The sequence below is a fragment of the Stutzerimonas kirkiae genome (genome assembly GCF_004327335.1).
GTDB lineage: Bacteria > Pseudomonadota > Gammaproteobacteria > Pseudomonadales > Pseudomonadaceae > Stutzerimonas > Stutzerimonas kirkiae.
Genome location: NZ_QJUO01000001.1, coordinates 156677 through 172615, shown reverse-complemented (window position 1 = coordinate 172615; position 15939 = coordinate 156677). Strand labels below are relative to the sequence as shown.

The following is a 15939-nucleotide window of genomic DNA, read 5'->3' as shown; positions in this document are numbered from 1 at the left end:
TATTCCTGGTTTCATTTCTTCTTCGCAAACCCCAGCAGCGGGTGATAGCGCCAGCCCTGCGTACTGTCCGGCACGCTGACCGTGGTAAAGCGCTGGGCGCACAGATCCAGCGGCAGGCGCTGGGCTTCGGCCTGTTCGGCCAGCAGTTCCAGCAGGTCGTCCTGGCCCCAGGGGCCGATCCTCGGGCCGAATTCCAGGCGCAGGTGCTCCACCAGGCTTTCGGCGGCGGTGTAGATCGCCGGCTTGCCGCGCTGGGCTTGTTCATGGATACGGTGGATCAGCAGGCGCTCCTGGTCTTCGTCGGGGAGGAACAGCAATTCGCTCTCGCGGCCCGGATCGTCGCGGAACGGTTGCTGCTGCGGCAGCGCCCAGGTCAGGGAGGCGCGGGGGAATTGCCAGGCGCAGGCGGCGTCGAGATCGAAGCCGTCGGGTTTGGCGAAGCGCGATGTGGCTGTCGACGCGGAGCGGGGCTTGGGCAGCATCCGCTCGGCCAGGCGGGCATGTTCCAGGTCGACCAGGCTGCGCTTGGCTTGCCAGTCCTGCGCCGGGCGCGGCTGGATGCGCGGGGTGGCGCCGATAGTGCGGTATTCGTCTGGGTGCAGCAGTTTGCCGAGGCGGTGGCTGGTGAGGCGGAATGGCGCATCCGCCAGGCCGCGTTCATCCTCGAAACCGGGCCGTACGAAGGCCGCCAGTGGCTGGCCGTCGCGTCCCCTGGCCGGGGAAAAGTGGCGCAGGTTGGTATCGAAGATCAGGATGTTCGGCGTCTGGCAGGGTTGGTTGCGGTGCCGCTGCACGCGCCCGGCGAGCTGGATCAGCGAGCGCATCGACGAAGGCTCGACCACCGCCCAGTCGTAGTCATGGTCGCGGCCGACCTCGGTGACCGGCGAGCCGAGCACCACGAACAGGTGATTGTGCTCGGGCGTCGCGTCGATGGCCTGGCGTATTTCCGCCCGGTCGTAGACGGCCTCGGCCTTGCGCCGATCGAGGCTGGTATCGAGGCGCTGCTCGATGGCCGAACGCAACAGCAATGGGAAGCGCGCATGGTAGACGCACAGGTGGATGCGGTGCTCTTCCGGCGCGCCCAGGCGCAGCAGTTCCTGGGCGACTTCGAACAGCGGCTCGATATTGGCCATGCGCACCAGGCCGAAGCTGATCCGCTTGCCGCTGTGCGGGCAGGGTTCGGCATGGCGCTTGTGCGCCTCGACGATGGCCGCGCGCACTTCGGCGGCGAAGGCGCGGCGCACCGCCGGCTCCTGCTGCGCCTCGATGCGCAGCGGCAGCAACTCGCCGCAGCGCCTCGCGCCATCACGTTCGCTGGCACGGGTCAGCGCCTGTACCCGACTTTGTACGAAGCGCGCATGCTCGCCGGCGAAGCCTCGGGCCTCGGCGCAGCTCGCTCGTTGCACGCCGAACTCATCCAGCCACAGGCAGGGGATGTCCAGCGGGCCATCCTGCCCGCCGTGCAGGCCGCGATTGCGCTGGTAGTGCAGACGGCCGGCGCGGTAGGCCTGGAACATGCCGTCCACCAGGGACGGCGGCAGGGTAGCCGAGGACAGCAGCACGCGGCTGCCGAGCAGCCCGGCCCAATGCACCAGGCGGGTCAGCGCTGGCAGGTCGGCGAGGTCGAAGTCGTCCAGTTCATCCAGTACCAGGTCGCTGCTCATCAGCCGCAGCATCGGCGCGATCTGCCGTCCGGCGCGCTGGGCCTCGGTGGCCGGCATCAGGTGGTCGATGGTGCAGACCAGCATGGGGGCGCAGAGCAGGGCGCGGATGCGTTCGTCGTGCATCGCCCGGGCCAGCAGCGGATGGTCGGCGGGCTGGCCCTCGTAGAGCACATGGCTGTCTTCTTCGAGCAATTGCTGGATCGAGGCCGAGCCGGTGCTTTCGGCCCGGGCCTGGTGATACTCGAAGAGCGCCCGGCTGGCGCTGCCGCCGACGCGGATCGCCAGCTCATCCTCGCCCAGGTGCAGGTCTTCGCGGTAACTGCGCCCGGTCTGCAGGGTCAGGGTACGCAGGCCCAGGGCGAAGGTGGCGCGCAGGCCGTGCTGCGGGTCGGCCAGGTTGTACAGGACGCGGGCATTGGCCAGGGTCTTGCCGCAGCCGGTGGAGGCCATGTTGACGATGAAGGCGCCTTGCCCGGCGGCCTGCTCACGCAAGGCGCCGGCGGCATCGGCGGCCTTGTCCTGCCAGCGGAAACGCTCATTGGTACTGCGTTTCTTCAGGCCCCGATGGCGCGCCAGGCGCGGCAGGTGGCGCTCGAAGCCGGGCAGGCCATGGCTGATGCTGCCGGCCAGGCGGGCGACCCCGAGCAGGTGTTCGTCCAGCGGCTGCTTCAGGTTGCCGTCCTGGTCGGTATTGGCATACAGCGGCCCCGGGCCGTCGCCACGCACGCGCTCGGCGGAGTTTGCCGGCAGGCTGGAGTAGTGATGGTCGGCGAGCATCAGGCTCAGGCGCGCCAGGTGCATGACGTAGGGGTTGTCCAGCCAGTCGCCCTTGCCGGCCTTGGCGCACAGCGCTTGCAGGCGGGTGGCCAGCTTGGCCGCCCGGGTTCGCCACTTGGGCAGCAGCACCGGCAGGTCGTGGGTGAACTGCCAATAGGGCGCGACATCGGCTGCGGCGGCGCTCTGGCGCAGTTCGTTCCAGTCGTGGCCGACCCTGTCGAGCAGATCGGGCAATTGGGCGGGGTTGAAGGTGGGTGATTTCCTGCCCAGCCAGCCTTGCTGGCCGGTGCTGGCGTCGTACACCGGCATCACCGGCAGGCGATGGTGGGTCAACACCAGCCAGGCGATGGCGGCGGCCAGCGGCGGCAGGTTCTTGAAGGGCGGCGGGGCCTCGGCATCCAGCCCGTCGCGCAGGTAACGGCCCTGGGCCAGCCAACTGGCATCGTCCTGCGCGTTCGGTTCGCTCAGGCGTCGCAGCCAGGTGGCGTCGTCGTCCGTGCCGACGAAGGCGAGGAACAGGCGCAGGGATACCCATTCGTGGCGGTACAGGTTCTTTTCCAGCGCCCGTTGGCGCAGCCGTTGCTGGAACGCCACGCTGGCCTTGCCCAGGTCGTGCAGCAGCGCCGCCATCTGCGCTAGCAGCTTGATGTCCTCGCCCGTGTGCCAGTCGTTCTCGTCACCCCTGCGCAACACGTCGCGGCGGGTGGCGTTGGTCGGCACCGCGCCCTGTTCGTTGAAGCGGCTGGCGTCGCCGACGATCCACAGCAGTTCGCTGTGGTCGCGGCCGCGAATCCAGTGGCAGGCCACGGCGGTGTTGCGCCGGGCACTTTTCTTCAGCAGCTTGCGCAGGGTGTCGAGGCCGGCCTGGGTGAGCGGTGTCTGCCAGGTGCGCTCGCCGCGGCGCTCGGCGAACTGGTCGAGGATGCGCCGGCTTTCCACCAGGGCGCGCTTGTCGCACTGGGCGATCAGCAGCACGTTCATGCGCCGACCCGTTCGGCCACGGCCTTGAGGGTGTCGATCATGAAGTCCAGCGATTCGTTGCGGGTCAGGTTCTCGATGCAGGCCTGGCGGAATTCCTGCTCCTCGTCGCCACGCACGGCGCTGACGAAGGCCTGCGGCAGGATGGCCGCGTCCTTGACCAGGTCGGCCACGTCGAACACCAGGCCGCCACGGCGGGTCTTGCCGTGCAGCACGGCCAGGCCGTGAGGAATGCCCAGCACCCAGGTGGCGCTGGCGGCCAGGCCGTAGGCCAGGTAGTTGCCGTGGTCGAGGAAGCGGTTGGCCGGGTCGCTGCCCGAGCCGTTCTTGGCGCGCACGAAGTCGCCATAGCTCACCGCCCGCGCGGCCAGGGCGAACAGTTGCTTGCTCAGGCGCGCTTCCTCGGTGAGCAGGAAGGTATTGTCCGGGGCGGCCTGGATGGCGATCTGCGAAGCATCGAGGGCGCGTTCGAGGGCGCTGGCATCCACCAGGAAGCCGGCATCCCTGAGCGGCCGGCTGTTCAGCCAGCCAGCGCGGATGCGCTGCAGGCGGGCGAGCTGAAAGGCCTTGGCCGCTTCCAGGCGCTTGCTATCGTCGAACCAGAATTTCACCCAGCGCTGCAGGTACTCGGTGGGCCGGTATTCGCTCTGCGGCGAGAACCAGGCGACCTCCACGTCCATCTCGTTGGCCGAGAACAGCGGGGTGCCGCCTCCACCGCAGAAACCCACCAGCACGCCGGCCTTGGCCAGCTCGCGCATCGCCGCCTGGGTGATCGAGGTGCCGGTGCCGAGCAGCAGCGTGGTGGTGTTGGCGATGGGGATGTTCCAGTACAGCGACTGCTTGCCGGCATCGGTGACGTACTCGACCCGGCCGCCGTTGACCAGCACCCGGCAGTGCTGCAAGTAGTAGAGGTTGGCGCGTTTGGAATGGAGGATGGTCTTGAGGTCGGAGGGGCTGATGTCGTCCATGAAGCAGGCCTTGGCGTGGATAGCACTTTGCCTTCGACGCTAACCCAGAATCCTGCCCGAGTAAATTACACAGCGGCCCTGCCAGGGACGGCGCCGATACGAAGTATGAGAGGAGGTACCTGTGCCCCTGATCAGGCACGAAAATTGCTTGGAGCAATTTTTGACATCGCGCTAGCGATGACCTGCAAGGGTGGCTGCCAGGGATGGCGGGCCACAAAAAACCGGCTCTATGGCCGGTTTCTTGGGGCTTTCGGGTGGTTTTGGCACCACCTGAAAACGAAAGGTGGTGCCCAGGGACGGAATCGAACCGCCGACACGGGGATTTTCAATCCCCTGCTCTACCGACTGAGCTACCTGGGCAACGGGGCGCTATTAGACGGATTTGGCTTTCGGCTGTCAAGCGCGGCCCGGAAAAAATTTAGTCAGAACGGGTATTTAGGTATCGTCCCGTTCATTCGCTGGGTGGCACGTAGCCTTCCGCCTGGGCGTATTCCTCGCCGGAGAGGAATTTGTCCATCTCTTCCTGGAGGAATTTGCGGTCGTCGGTATTCATCATGTTCAGGCGGCGTTCGTTGATCAGCATGGTCTGGTGTTTCTGCCAGTCTTCCCAGGCTTTTTTCGAGACGTTGTTGTAGATGTCCTCGCCTTTCGCGCCCGGGTAGGGCGGACGGTCCAGGGCGGGCAGTGGTTCTTTGTATTTGCGGCAGTGGACGGTGCGGGTCACGCGAATTCTCCTGCGTTCAGTTCTGCGGCGGCGCGCTTGAGCAGTTTTTTCACCGGCGCGGCCAGGCCCAGGCGCGGCGGGGTGGCGAGGTTATACCAGAGCCAGTCGGCCTCGGCCACGGCTGCGCTATCCTGGTCGACCTCGACCAGCCAGGGTTCGATATCCAGCTGGAAGTGGCTGAAGGTGTGGACGAGGCCCGGTAGTGCGCGGCGTTCGCCGAGTTTCAGCGCGTGGCGTTCGGCGAGGTTGCCGAGGCCTTGCAGGTCTTCGATTTCCGGCAGGCTCCAGAGGCCGCCCCAGAGGCCACTGGAAGGGCGGCGGTAGAGCAGGATGGCGCCTTGATGGTTGGCCAGCAGCGGCATCAGCGTGCGTTTGCGCGGCAATGCCTTGCGTGGCTTGGGGATCGGGTAGCGGCTTTCCAGGCCGAGCAGGTGCGCCTTGCAGCCCGGCTCCAGCGGGCAGATCAGGCAACTGGGCTTGCCGCGGGTACAGAGAGTGGCACCCAGGTCCATCATGGCCTGGGTGTAGTGGTTGACGCGCTGACGGGGGGTCAGCCGCTCCGCTATGTCCCATAGCTGGCGGGCCACCGCAGGCTCGCCGGGATAGCCTTCCTGGGCGACGTAGCGCGCCAGTACGCGTTTGACGTTGCCGTCGAGGATCGGTGCGCGCAGGCCCATGCTCAGGCTGGCGATGGCGCCGGCGGTGGAGCGGCCGATGCCGGGCAGCGCGGTCAGGGCGTCGATGTCACGCGGGAATTCGCCGCCATGCTCGGCCATGACGATGCGCGCGGCCTTCTGCAGGTTACGGGCGCGGGTGTAGTAGCCGAGGCCGGTCCACAGGTGCAGCACTTCGTCCTCATCCGCCTCGGCCAGGGCGCGTACGTCCGGCAGCGCCGCCATGAAGCGGTCGAAGTAGCCGAGCACGGTGCTGACCTGGGTCTGCTGCAGCATGATTTCCGAGACCCAGACGCGGTAGGGCGTGATGCCCTGTTGCCAGGGCAGGTCCTTGCGGCCGTGCCGGTCGTACCAGTCCAGCACGGCGCTGGAGAATTGCTCGGGGCTCATCGCTTGAACAGGCCCTTGAGTGCGTCCTTGAGTTCCGGGCTGACCTTGTCGCCAAGTTTTTCCTCGATCTTCTGGTTGAGCTTGTCGCCGGCCAGCCTGGCGGCGATTCTGCCCAGCCCGTCCTTGTCGAAGCGGCAGGCCTTGGCGCCCAGCTCCAGCGGGCCACGGCATTGCAGTGGCCATTCGAGGCCGACATAGCGCTGATTGACCTGGCAGGCGGGGTCGGGCATGGCGCCCTTGTCGCCTTCGATGACCAGGCCAATACGGTAGTCGAGGGCGAGCACGCGCAGGTCCAGGTCACCGTTGCCGCGCACATCGAGGCCGGGGATGTTGAGGTTCAGGTTCGGGTTGCTGGCCACGCCGTTGCGTATCTCCAGGTTGCCCTTGAGGGTGCGGAACGGGGTGTCCTGGCTGCGCGGATCGCTGCTCAGCGCTTTGCGGTTGAGGGTGGCGATGGCGCGGCACAGTTGCTGTTCCAGGTTGGCGTCGGTCAATACGCCATTATCGACCTCCATGGCCAGCTTGCCGTTGAGGTTGTCGATCCAGGCGCGCTGGCTGTTGCCCTGGCTGGTCAGTTCGCCTTGCAGGTTGAGCAGTCCGCGTATCGGCAACTGCTGGCCCTGGCTCTGCAGCAGGCGTTCGAGCGGGATGCGGCTGAGGTTCGGCTGCAGGCTCAGCTGCGGCAGTGCCGGGCGCAGGTCGAGGCTGGCCTGGGCGTCGATACGCCCGTTGTAGAGCTCGCTGCGGAGTTCGTCGAGGCGGCTCAGGCCGTCCCGGCTGGTGGCCTTGAGGCGTACGTTGGCGAACGGCAGTTTGCTCAGGGTGAGGCTGCCGAGTTCCAGTGCGAGGCGGGCATCCAGGTTGCGCAGGCTGTCCACCGGCAATAGCCGTTCTTCGCTCCAGGCATTTTGCGTCGGTTTGTCCGGCAGCGGGGTGGTACCGGCGCTGCCGGCGGCGCGCACGGTGTCGCTGACTTGCTGCTGGCGGGCGGCGTTGCCGGCCTTGCCCGCTTCGCTGGCGGGCGGCAGGTAGCGGTCGAGGTCGAGGGTGTCGCCCTTGAGTTCCACCAGCAGTGCCTGGCGCCTGAGGTCGCGGATGCCGAGGCGGCCATTGAAGGTGCTGCCATCGAGTTGCAGTTTCAGGTCCTCGAGGATCAGGCTGTTGTCGGTCCCGGCCAGGCGGGTGACCAGCTCTGCCTTGCCCAGGGCCTTGTCGTCGGCCATGGCTGGCAGCGTCTGGCCGATGCCTTCGAGGAATTCGCGCAGGTTGAACTCGGCGATGGAAAAGGCGCCGTCCAGGCGTGGTTTGTCGTGCAGGTCGGCGACCCTGAGCTCGCCGAGGCCGCGCAACTGGTTGGCGGTGAACTTGAGGCCCTTCCATTCGGCGGTCTGCGCGTCGAGGTCGGCCTGTAGCTGGCCCTGGGCGCTGAAGGCCAGGGTCTTGCCCTGCAGCGGTTCGCCGGAGGTTTCCCCGGAGAGGCGCAGGTCTTCGAGCTGGTAGCGCTGCTGGCGGGTATCGAACAGCAGCTTGCCCTGCAGTTCGGTACGGGCGCGCATCACCGGCTGGTTGCTGCCGAAGAAGGCACTCAGGTTGACGGGGATGGCAACGCCTTCGCGGATGGCGCCGGTCTTCAGTTCGATGCCTTCGGCATTGAGTTGCTGGCCGCTACGGGCATCGTGATAGCTGATGCGAGCGTCGCTTATGTCCAGGCTGTCGATATCCAGCTTGAGCGGCTTGCCGGGTGCCTTGGCGGTGACCGTGGCAGGGCTGTCCTGGGCCGGCTCGGCTACCGAGGCCGGATCGCTGGCGGTCTCTTCGCGTTGTGCGGGTTGGCCGATACCCTGCCAGTTGCCCTGGCCCTGTTCGTCGATATTCAGTGTCAGGTTCAGGCCGTTGACCGTGATATCGCTCATTTCCACTTCGCGCCGCAGCAGTGGCAGCACGCGTACCGAGAGGCCCAGCATGCGCAGTTCGGCGAGGGTCTGCTCCGGTGTACGGCTACTGGCGAGGGTGGTGTCGTGCAGCTCCAGGCCGAGCCAGGGGAACAGGCTCCAGCCGATATCGCCGTTGATGACCAGTTCCAGCCCGGCCTTGTCGCGGGCGAGCTGGCGGATCTGTTCCTTGTAGTCGTTGGGGTCGAACAGGTGGGTCAGGGCGAAGCCCAGGGCCACCAGGACCAGCAGCAGGCCGAGTACGAACAGTCCCAGTATTTTGCCGAATGCTTTCATGGGCGCTTCCTAGAGTGGTGCCAGTGTCAGTTGCATGCGCGCGGCCAGGGCCCGCACTTCCTGGTGTTCCGTCGGCGCGCAGAGGTGCAGGGATTGGCCCGCCGCCTCTGCGCGGCGCCGGGCTTCTTCGATGATCCTGCGGCCCACGCCGCGCTGGCGGGTGATGCCGCGCACGCACAGGTGGGACAAGCGCCAGCCGGTTTCGTCCGGCTGCAGCAGGGCCGCGCCGAGCAGCCGGTCGTTGAAGCGGCCGGCGATCAACTGGCCGCTGGCCAGGGCGCTTTCGATCAGGCCGCCGGCGCTGGCGTGGGGGGGCAACAGCCAGCCGGGGGCATCCTGGTAGATGCGCGACAGGTCGATACGATCCTGCTCGCTGGGGGCGCTGACGGTTTCGACATGGACGGGCATGGCCTGGCTCCGCGGTACTGGTTGGCCAGTGTAAACCCGGTGAATGCTCGCCGGTAGCCGCTTGCAGCCTGCCCGGCCTATAATGCCAGCCTTTTCCCGTTCGATTGTGTGGAGCTGGTGATGGCCGAACGTACGGCATTCGTCGAGCGCAATACCCTGGAGACCCAGGTCAAGGCCTCGATCAACCTGGATGGCAGCGGTAAGGCTCGGTTCGCCATTGGCGTGCCCTTCCTGGAGCACATGCTCGACCAGATCGCCCGCCACGGGCTGATCGACCTGGATATCGAATGCAAGGGCGATCTGCATATCGACGACCACCACACCGTGGAAGACGTCGGCATCACCCTCGGCCAGGCCTTCGCCAAGGCCGTCGGCGACAAGAAGGGCATGACCCGTTACGGCCACAGCTATGTGCCGCTGGACGAGGCGCTGTCGCGGGTGGTCATCGACTTCTCAGGCCGTCCCGGGCTGGTGATGAACGTGCCCTATACCCGCGCCATCGTCGGCGGTTTCGACGTGGACCTGTTCCAGGAGTTCTTCCAGGGCTTCGTCAACCATGCCCAGGTCACGCTGCACATCGACAACCTGCGCGGCATCAATACCCACCACCAGATCGAGACGGTGTTCAAGGCCTTCGGTCGCGCCCTGCGCATGGCGCTGGCGCTCGACCCGCGCATGGCCGGGCAGATGCCTTCCACCAAGGGTTGCCTGTAAATGCAGACTGTCGCCGTTATCGACTATGGCATGGGCAACCTGCATTCGGTGGCCAAGGCGCTGGAGCATGTCGGCGCCGGGCGCGTACTGGTCAGCAGCGATGCCCGGGTGATCCGCGAGGCCGACCGCGTGGTGTTCCCGGGGGTCGGCGCGATCCGCGACTGCATGGCTGAGATTCGCCGGCTGGGCTTCGACGAACTGGTGCGCGAGGTCAGCCAGGACCGCCCGTTCCTCGGTATCTGTGTCGGCATGCAGGCCCTGATGGAGCATAGCGAGGAGAACGACGGCGTCGACTGCATCGGCCTGTTCCCTGGCCGGGTACGTTTCTTCGGCCAGGACCTGGTCGAGGATGGCGAGCGCCTCAAGGTGCCGCACATGGGCTGGAACGAGGTATTCCAGAACATCGACCACCCGCTGTGGCACAGCATCCCGGACCTGGCGCGCTTCTACTTCGTGCACAGCTACTACATCGAGGCCGGCAATCCGCGCCAGGTGGTCGGGCGTGGCCATTACGGCAAGGATTTCGCCGCGGCGCTGGCCGAAGGCTCGCGTTTCGCCGTGCAGTTCCACCCGGAGAAAAGCCATTCCCATGGCCTGCAACTGCTGCAGAACTTCGCCGCCTGGGATGGGCGCTGGTAATGGCCAGGTCACGTATCAAGGCCCCGCTGCTCACCCTGGCCCCGGAGCAGGAGCGCGAGGCGCTCGGTACCCTCAAGCGCTTTCTGGAAGAGCGCTTCGAGCTCGAGCTGGGGTCCTTCGAGGTGGCCGAGGTCCTCGACCTGTTCAGCAAGGAAATTGCACCTCATTACTACAACAGGGCGATTGACGATATCCAACTGCTTCTCAAGGAGCGGTTCGAAAGCATCGAAAGCGACCTGTGGGCGCTGGAAAAGGGCTGATAGCAGCAGCCGGAGCCGGATCGCCTGTCGAACAACCGCCGCGCATTGCCTGCAGCTTGTGGCTTGCAGCTTGCCGCTTGAATTGACGAAGGAAAGAGCATGCTGATCATCCCCGCGATCGACCTCAAAGACGGTGCCTGCGTGCGTTTGCGCCAGGGCCTGATGGACGATGCCACGGTATTTTCCGACGACCCGGTGGCGATGGCCGCGAAGTGGGTCGAGGGCGGTTGCCGCCGCCTGCACCTGGTCGACCTGAATGGCGCCTTCGAAGGCCAGCCGGTCAACGGCGAGGTGGTCACTGCCATCGCCCGACGTTATCCGCACCTGCCGATCCAGATCGGCGGCGGCATCCGCTCGCTGGAAACCATCGAACATTATGTGAAGGCCGGCGTCAGCTACGTGATCATCGGTACCAAGGCGGTCAAGCAGCCGGAGTTCGTCGGCGAGGCCTGCCGCGCCTTCCCCGGCAAGGTGATCGTCGGCCTGGACGCCAAGGACGGTTTCGTCGCCACCGATGGCTGGGCGGAAGTGAGCAGCGTGCAGGTGATCGACCTGGCCAGGCGCTTCGAGGCCGACGGCGTGTCCGCCATCGTCTACACCGATATCGCCAAGGACGGCATGATGCAAGGCTGCAACGTCGAGGCCACTGCCGCCCTGGCCAACGCCACGCGTATCCCGGTGATCGCCTCCGGCGGTATCCACAACCTGGGCGATATCCAGGCGCTGCTGGATGCCAGCAGCCCGGGTATCATCGGCGCCATCACCGGCCGTGCCATCTACGAGGGTACGCTGGATGTGGCGCAGGCGCAGGCGCTCTGCGACCGGCAGGCAAAAGACGAATAAAGCGCTGAAGGCTGAAGGCTGGACGATGGCCGAGTTGCTTTTTCGTCCAGCCTCCAGCCTCCAGCCTCCAGCGAGTTCAAGATTGGGAGGCTTACATGCCCCTGGCCAAACGCATCATCCCCTGCCTCGATGTCGACAACGGTCGCGTGGTCAAGGGGGTCAAGTTCGAGAACATCCGCGATGCCGGCGATCCGGTGGAGATCGCCCGGAGTTACGACGAGCAGGGCGCCGACGAGATCACCTTCCTCGATATCACTGCCAGCGTCGATGGGCGCGATACCACCTTGCATACCGTCGAGCGCATGGCCAGCCAGGTGTTCATCCCGCTGACCGTCGGTGGCGGCGTACGCAGCGTGCAGGATATCCGCAACCTGTTGAATGCCGGGGCCGACAAGGTGTCGATCAACACCGCGGCGGTGTTCAACCCGGAGTTCGTCGGCGAAGCGGCGCAGCGCTTCGGCTCGCAGTGCATCGTCGTCGCCATCGACGCCAAGAAGGTGTCCGCGCCCGGCGAGACGCCGCGCTGGGAAATCTTCACCCACGGCGGGCGCAAGCCGACCGGTCTGGATGCCGTGGCCTGGGCGCGCAAGATGCAGGAACTGGGGGCGGGCGAGATCCTGCTGACCAGCATGGACCAGGATGGCGTCAAGAGCGGCTATGACCTGGGCGTGACCCGAGCCATCAGCGAAGCGGTGAGTATCCCGGTGATCGCCTCCGGTGGCGTCGGCAACCTGCAACACCTGGCCGATGGCATCCTCGAAGGCAAGGCCGACGCGGTGCTGGCGGCGAGCATCTTCCACTTCGGCGAATACACCGTGCCCGAGGCCAAGGCCTATATGGCCAGCCGCGGCATCGTCATGCGCTGAGCACGATCAGCGGTCGTAGGATGGGCCGGGGAGTTCCGCGACGATACCCATTGGAGCCGGACCCCGATGGGTATCGCTGTGCTCGGGATTCGCCGAAGAGTCCATCGCGTTACCGCTTGAAGCCGCTGTAGGGGTGCGCCGTGCGCACCGGCGAACGACCATCCATCGCCCACCGATGGGCACGGCTTACCCCGCGGTTTTCAGCGGTAGACCAGGCCGCCGTCGATCAGCGGCGACTGGCCGGTCATGTAGTCGGCGTCCGGGCCGGCCAGGTAGGAGACGAAGCCGGCGACATCCTCCGGTGTCTGTGCCCGGCCCAGGGCGATGCCTTCGACGTATTTCTTGTAGGTCGCTCCCACCGGCGCGCCAGTGATATCGGCCATGCGCTGGTCGATGTCGACCCACATGTCGGTGCCGACCACGCCCGGGCAGTAGGCGTTGACGGTGATGCCGTCGCTGGCCAGTTCCTTGGCCGCCGCCTGGGTCAGTGCGCGCACGGCGAACTTGGTGGAGGAATACACCCCGAGCAGGGCGAAGCCGTCATGGCCGGCGATGGACGAGGCGTTGATGATCTTGCCCGGCTTCTTCAGCGCCTTGAGCTTCTTGGCGGCGGCCTGGATGCCCCACAGCACGCCATGCACGTTGATCGCCTGGATGCGCTCGACTTCCTGCGGGGTCACCTCCAGCAGCGAGGCGACCTGGGAAATGCCGGCGTTGTTGACGATGATGTCGAAGCCACCCAGTTCGCGCTCGGTATGGTCCACCGCGGCGAACACCTGGTCCTGTTTCGACACGTCGGCCACGAAGGTGGTGGCCTTGCGGCCCAGTGCACGGATTTCCTCGGCTACCGCCTGGATACCCTCGGGCTTGACGTCGACCAGTGCGACATCGGCGCCATCCTTCGCCAGGCGCAGTGCGATGGCCTTGCCGATACCCTGTCCGGCGCCGGTAACCAGTACGACCTTGTTGGTGAGGCTCATGAATCATCTCCTGTGGGCTGATGTGATGACCGGATAGTGCCATGCCTTTGGGTCGTTTATATGGCACCAGAGCAATGAAAAGGCATATCGAGTGTGCATGTGGGCGGGCTGGCCCGCGCATGGGCTGCAACCGGACACAAAGGCTTCGCGGCCAGGGCCGCTCCCGCCCGCTCAGCGGGTTTCGAGGTCGCGCCAGGTCAGGTAGACGCGCAGGTCGAATTCGAGCTGGTGATAGTCGGGCAGCATATGGCAGCAGAGCTGGTAGAAGGCCTTGTTGTGCTCGGCTTCGCGCAGGTGCGCCAACTCGTGCACCACGATCATTCTGAGGAACTCGGGCGCGGCCTCCTTGAACAGGGCCGCCACGCGGATTTCCTTCTTGGCCTTGAGCTTGCCGCCCTGCACGCGGGAGATCGCGGTGTGCAGGCCGAGGGCGCGGTGGGTCAGGTCGAGGCGGTTGTCGAACAGTACCTTGTCGATGTTCGGCGCGCTTTTCAGGTATTGCTGTTTCAGCTCCGTCACATAGCCATAGAGCGCCCGGTCGCTCTGTATCGGGTGTCGGTCAGGGTAGCGCTGGTGCAGGTACTCACCCAGGCGTTGCCGGGCGATCAACTGGCGCACCTGTTCCTGCAACTGCGCCGGGTAGGCCGCCAGGTATTTCAGTTCGTTCATCGTGGCGGCCTGTAGGTACCGTCCTTGCCATGTGCGGGCATGGCGCGGTTGGCGCGCAGGGCGATCATCTGCTCGATGGCGATCCAGTCTATACCCTGCTCCTTCAGCCGCGGCAACTCGCGCTCCAGCACGGCCAGTGTGGCGGCATACGGATGGCCGATGATCACTGCCGAGCCCTGTTTGCGCGCCAGGGCGATGGCGGCGCGAAAGCGTTCGGCTATGGCCTCGGGGGCCTGGTCGTTATCCAGGAATATATCCCTCGACAGACTGGCCAGCCCGATCTCCTGCGCTGCCGCGGCGGCGCGGGTATTCGGGCTGGTGCGGCTGTCGAGGAAGAACAGGTGGCGCCGCTGCAGGTCCTGCATCAGCCAGCCCATGGCCTGTGCCTGTTCGGTCATGCGGCTGCCCATGTGGTTGTTGACGCCTTGGGCATGGGGCACTGCCAGCAGCGCGGCATCCAGCCGTTGCTGCAATTGTTCGCGGGAAAGGCCGGGTTGCCAGGCGTAGGCGCCGCCAGCAGGGGCCATGGGCAGGTGCAGCATGACCGTCTTGCCGGCAGCGCTGGCCTGCCGCGCCAGGCTGGCGGCATTGGGCGTATCGGGCATGATCGCCAACGCCACCGGGCCGGGCAGTGCCAGCACGCGCTGGTCGCGTTGCGGCTGCTGGCCGAGGTCGTCGATCACCAGGGCCAGCCTGGGCGGTTGCTCGAAGGCGAACGTTCCGGGCGGGCAGAGCAGGACCAGCAGCAGTGCGGCAAAGCGCATGGGGCGATATTACTTCCTGCGCGTGAGGTTCAGCCCTTTGAGCAGGTTGAGCGCCTGGCTGAGCTGGTAGTCGTCGTCCTGCGGGCGCGGTGTCGCTTCGCCCTCGCCCTTGCGGTTGGCGCTGCTGCGGTCCGGCCCGCCGTTGCCATTGCCCAGGTGCCCGGCCAGGTCGGCCTCGCGGAAACCTTCGCCACCCTGTTCGCGGGTGACTTTGGCGCGCGCCACTTCGATATCCGGCTCGATGCCCTGGGCCTGGATCGAGCGCCCGTTGGGGGTGTAGTAGAGCGCGGTGGTCAGCTTCAGGGCGCGGTCGTTGTTCAGTGGCAGTACGGTCTGCACCGAGCCCTTGCCGAAGCTGTCGGTACCCATCAGTACCGCACGCTTCTGGTCCTGCAGGGCGCCGGCGACGATCTCCGAGGCCGAGGCGCTGCCGCCGTTGATCAGTACCACCAGGGGTACGCCTGCGCTGGCATCGGCCGGATCGGCGGAGAAGCGTAGTTCGGAGTTGGGAATGCGCCCCTTGGTATAGACGATCAGTCCCTCGGTGAGGAAGTGGTCGGCGACCTCCACGGCGGCCTGCAGCACACCGCCGGGGTTGTTGCGCAGGTCCAGCACCAGGCCGCCCAGTTCCTTGTTGCCATTGTCCTTCTTCAGTCGCGCCAGGGCCTTGCCGACTTCGTCGCCGGTGTTGATCTGGAACTGGGTGATGCGCAGGTAGCCGTAGCCGTCTTCCAGCAACTGGCTCTTGACGCTGCGCACCTTGATCACGGCGCGCTCGAGCTTGACCTCGAATGGCGTGCCGCCGTCGCGCACCAGTGACAGGGTGATGGAGCTACCCGGCTTGCCGCGCATCTTCGACACGGCCTCGAGCATCGACAGGCCCTTGGTCGGCTGGCCGTCGATCTTGACGATCAGGTCGCCCGCCTCGATGCCGGCCTTGGAAGCTGGTGTGTCGTCGATCGGAGAGACCACCTTGATGAAGCCGTCCTCGACACCGACCTCGATGCCCAGCCCGCCGAATTCGCCGCTGGTGCTTTCCTGCAGTTCGGCGAAGGCTTCCGGCTCCAGGTAGGCCGAATGCGGATCGAGGTTGCTGAGCATGCCCTTGATGGCATTCTCCAGCAGGGTCTTGTCATCCACCGGTTCGACATAGGCCGCTTTGATGCGGTCCAGCACTTCGGCGAAAGTGCGCAGTTCGTCCAGCGGCAAAGGGGCTTTGCCGGGCGCTACGCTCGGGTCCTGCGTCAGTTCGAGCGCGGACGGCTGGGCCCAGGCGCTGCCCTGCACACCCAGCACCAGGGCCAGGGCGAGCATGGCCGGGGCGCGCAAGGCCAGGTTGCGTATGGACGGTTGGACGAAACGGCGCGAGTGCAGCATGTCGAACTCCAGTTGT

At 66.1% G+C, this 15939-nt stretch carries 15 protein-coding genes and 1 tRNA gene; 5 read left to right on the top strand and 11 right to left on the bottom strand.

The genetic code is table 11. From position 1 onward, the window contains the following. Positions 1 to 11: 11 nt before the first annotated feature. The 7 genes from cas3f to DNJ95_RS00720 all read right to left on the bottom strand — a co-directional run bounded on the left by cas3f (position 12) and on the right by DNJ95_RS00720 (position 8811). Positions 12 to 3422 (bottom strand): type I-F CRISPR-associated helicase Cas3f, encoded by a 3411-nt coding sequence (gene cas3f, locus DNJ95_RS00750; protein ID WP_131182812.1) that lies wholly within the window; start codon positions 3420 to 3422, stop codon positions 12 to 14. Further along, positions 3419 to 4387, bottom strand: a complete 969-nt coding sequence (gene cas1f / locus DNJ95_RS00745; protein WP_131182811.1) for a type I-F CRISPR-associated endonuclease Cas1f — start codon at positions 4385 to 4387, stop codon at positions 3419 to 3421. The genes cas3f and cas1f overlap by 4 nt, the downstream gene beginning before the upstream one ends. 284 nt (positions 4388 to 4671) lie before the next feature. Further along, positions 4672 to 4747, bottom strand: a tRNA-Phe gene (locus DNJ95_RS00740). Between the two features lie 91 nt (positions 4748 to 4838). Continuing rightward, positions 4839 to 5111, bottom strand: a complete 273-nt coding sequence (locus DNJ95_RS00735; protein ID WP_131182810.1) for an oxidative damage protection protein — start codon at positions 5109 to 5111, stop codon at positions 4839 to 4841. Continuing rightward, complete coding sequence (gene mutY / locus DNJ95_RS00730) at positions 5108 to 6175, bottom strand: A/G-specific adenine glycosylase (RefSeq protein WP_131182809.1); 1068 nt, start codon at positions 6173 to 6175, stop codon at positions 5108 to 5110. The genes DNJ95_RS00735 and mutY overlap by 4 nt, the downstream gene beginning before the upstream one ends. Further along, on the bottom strand, positions 6172 to 8403 hold the full coding sequence (locus tag DNJ95_RS00725; protein WP_131182808.1) for an AsmA family protein: 2232 nt from the start codon (positions 8401 to 8403) through the stop codon (positions 6172 to 6174). Before DNJ95_RS00725 ends, mutY begins: the two co-directional genes overlap by 4 nt. Before the next feature lie 9 nt (positions 8404 to 8412). After that, positions 8413 to 8811, bottom strand: coding sequence for an acetyl-CoA sensor PanZ family protein (locus tag DNJ95_RS00720; RefSeq protein WP_131182807.1), 399 nt, complete (start codon positions 8809 to 8811; stop codon positions 8413 to 8415). Positions 8812 to 8931: 120 nt separating this feature from the next. On the opposite strand from DNJ95_RS00720, the gene hisB reads away from it, so the two are divergent. The 5 genes from hisB (at position 8932) to hisF (ending at position 12133) form a co-directional block, all read left to right on the top strand. After that, positions 8932 to 9525, top strand: coding sequence for an imidazoleglycerol-phosphate dehydratase HisB (hisB, locus tag DNJ95_RS00715; RefSeq protein WP_131182806.1), 594 nt, complete (start codon positions 8932 to 8934; stop codon positions 9523 to 9525). Beyond that, complete coding sequence (hisH, locus tag DNJ95_RS00710; protein ID WP_131182805.1) at positions 9526 to 10164, top strand: imidazole glycerol phosphate synthase subunit HisH; 639 nt, start codon at positions 9526 to 9528, stop codon at positions 10162 to 10164. It begins immediately after the preceding gene. After that, entirely contained in the window at positions 10164 to 10424 is a 261-nt protein-coding gene (locus DNJ95_RS00705; RefSeq protein WP_131182804.1) for a DUF2164 domain-containing protein, read from the top strand. Before hisH ends, DNJ95_RS00705 begins: the two co-directional genes overlap by 1 nt. Before the next feature lie 99 nt (positions 10425 to 10523). After that, positions 10524 to 11267 carry a 1-(5-phosphoribosyl)-5-[(5-phosphoribosylamino)methylideneamino]imidazole-4-carboxamide isomerase gene (gene hisA / locus DNJ95_RS00700; protein ID WP_131182803.1) on the top strand — a complete coding sequence of 248 codons (744 nt, stop codon included), beginning with the start codon at positions 10524 to 10526 and terminating at the stop codon, positions 11265 to 11267. A gap of 95 nt (positions 11268 to 11362) precedes the next feature. Further along, on the top strand, positions 11363 to 12133 hold the full coding sequence (gene hisF / locus DNJ95_RS00695) for an imidazole glycerol phosphate synthase subunit HisF (RefSeq protein ID WP_131182802.1): 771 nt from the start codon (positions 11363 to 11365) through the stop codon (positions 12131 to 12133). A 200-nt stretch (positions 12134 to 12333) separates the two neighbouring features. Here hisF and DNJ95_RS00690 read toward each other — a convergent pair whose 3' ends face one another. The 4 genes from DNJ95_RS00690 to DNJ95_RS00675 all read right to left on the bottom strand — a co-directional run bounded on the left by DNJ95_RS00690 (position 12334) and on the right by DNJ95_RS00675 (position 15923). Beyond that, complete coding sequence (locus DNJ95_RS00690; protein ID WP_131182801.1) at positions 12334 to 13113, bottom strand: acetoin reductase; 780 nt, start codon at positions 13111 to 13113, stop codon at positions 12334 to 12336. A 171-nt stretch (positions 13114 to 13284) separates the two neighbouring features. Continuing rightward, positions 13285 to 13782 (bottom strand): M48 metallopeptidase family protein, encoded by a 498-nt coding sequence (locus tag DNJ95_RS00685; protein WP_131182800.1) that lies wholly within the window; start codon positions 13780 to 13782, stop codon positions 13285 to 13287. Continuing rightward, positions 13779 to 14546: a divergent polysaccharide deacetylase family protein gene (locus tag DNJ95_RS00680; RefSeq protein ID WP_131182799.1), complete on the bottom strand. Its 768-nt coding sequence runs from the start codon at positions 14544 to 14546 to the stop codon at positions 13779 to 13781. Before DNJ95_RS00680 ends, DNJ95_RS00685 begins: the two co-directional genes overlap by 4 nt. A gap of 9 nt (positions 14547 to 14555) precedes the next feature. Continuing rightward, positions 14556 to 15923, bottom strand: a complete 1368-nt coding sequence (locus tag DNJ95_RS00675; RefSeq protein WP_131182798.1) for a S41 family peptidase — start codon at positions 15921 to 15923, stop codon at positions 14556 to 14558. Positions 15924 to 15939: the final 16 nt, after the last annotated feature.

Coding starts and splice junctions, on each gene's coding strand:
- cas1f (WP_131182811.1), bottom strand. CDS start 4,387: ATGGACGACATCAGCCCCTCCGACCTCAAGACCATCCTCCATTCCAAA.
- DNJ95_RS00725 (WP_131182808.1), bottom strand. CDS start 8,403: ATGAAAGCATTCGGCAAAATACTGGGACTGTTCGTACTCGGCCTGCTG.
- DNJ95_RS00705 (WP_131182804.1), top strand. CDS start 10,164: ATGGCCAGGTCACGTATCAAGGCCCCGCTGCTCACCCTGGCCCCGGAG.
- DNJ95_RS00720 (WP_131182807.1), bottom strand. CDS start 8,811: ATGCCCGTCCATGTCGAAACCGTCAGCGCCCCCAGCGAGCAGGATCGT.
- DNJ95_RS00690 (WP_131182801.1), bottom strand. CDS start 13,113: ATGAGCCTCACCAACAAGGTCGTACTGGTTACCGGCGCCGGACAGGGT.
- mutY (WP_131182809.1), bottom strand. CDS start 6,175: ATGAGCCCCGAGCAATTCTCCAGCGCCGTGCTGGACTGGTACGACCGG.
- hisB (WP_131182806.1), top strand. CDS start 8,932: ATGGCCGAACGTACGGCATTCGTCGAGCGCAATACCCTGGAGACCCAG.
- DNJ95_RS00680 (WP_131182799.1), bottom strand. CDS start 14,546: ATGCGCTTTGCCGCACTGCTGCTGGTCCTGCTCTGCCCGCCCGGAACG.
- DNJ95_RS00685 (WP_131182800.1), bottom strand. CDS start 13,782: ATGAACGAACTGAAATACCTGGCGGCCTACCCGGCGCAGTTGCAGGAA.
- cas3f (WP_131182812.1), bottom strand. CDS start 3,422: ATGAACGTGCTGCTGATCGCCCAGTGCGACAAGCGCGCCCTGGTGGAA.
- hisH (WP_131182805.1), top strand. CDS start 9,526: ATGCAGACTGTCGCCGTTATCGACTATGGCATGGGCAACCTGCATTCG.
- hisA (WP_131182803.1), top strand. CDS start 10,524: ATGCTGATCATCCCCGCGATCGACCTCAAAGACGGTGCCTGCGTGCGT.
- hisF (WP_131182802.1), top strand. CDS start 11,363: ATGCCCCTGGCCAAACGCATCATCCCCTGCCTCGATGTCGACAACGGT.
- DNJ95_RS00675 (WP_131182798.1), bottom strand. CDS start 15,923: ATGCTGCACTCGCGCCGTTTCGTCCAACCGTCCATACGCAACCTGGCC.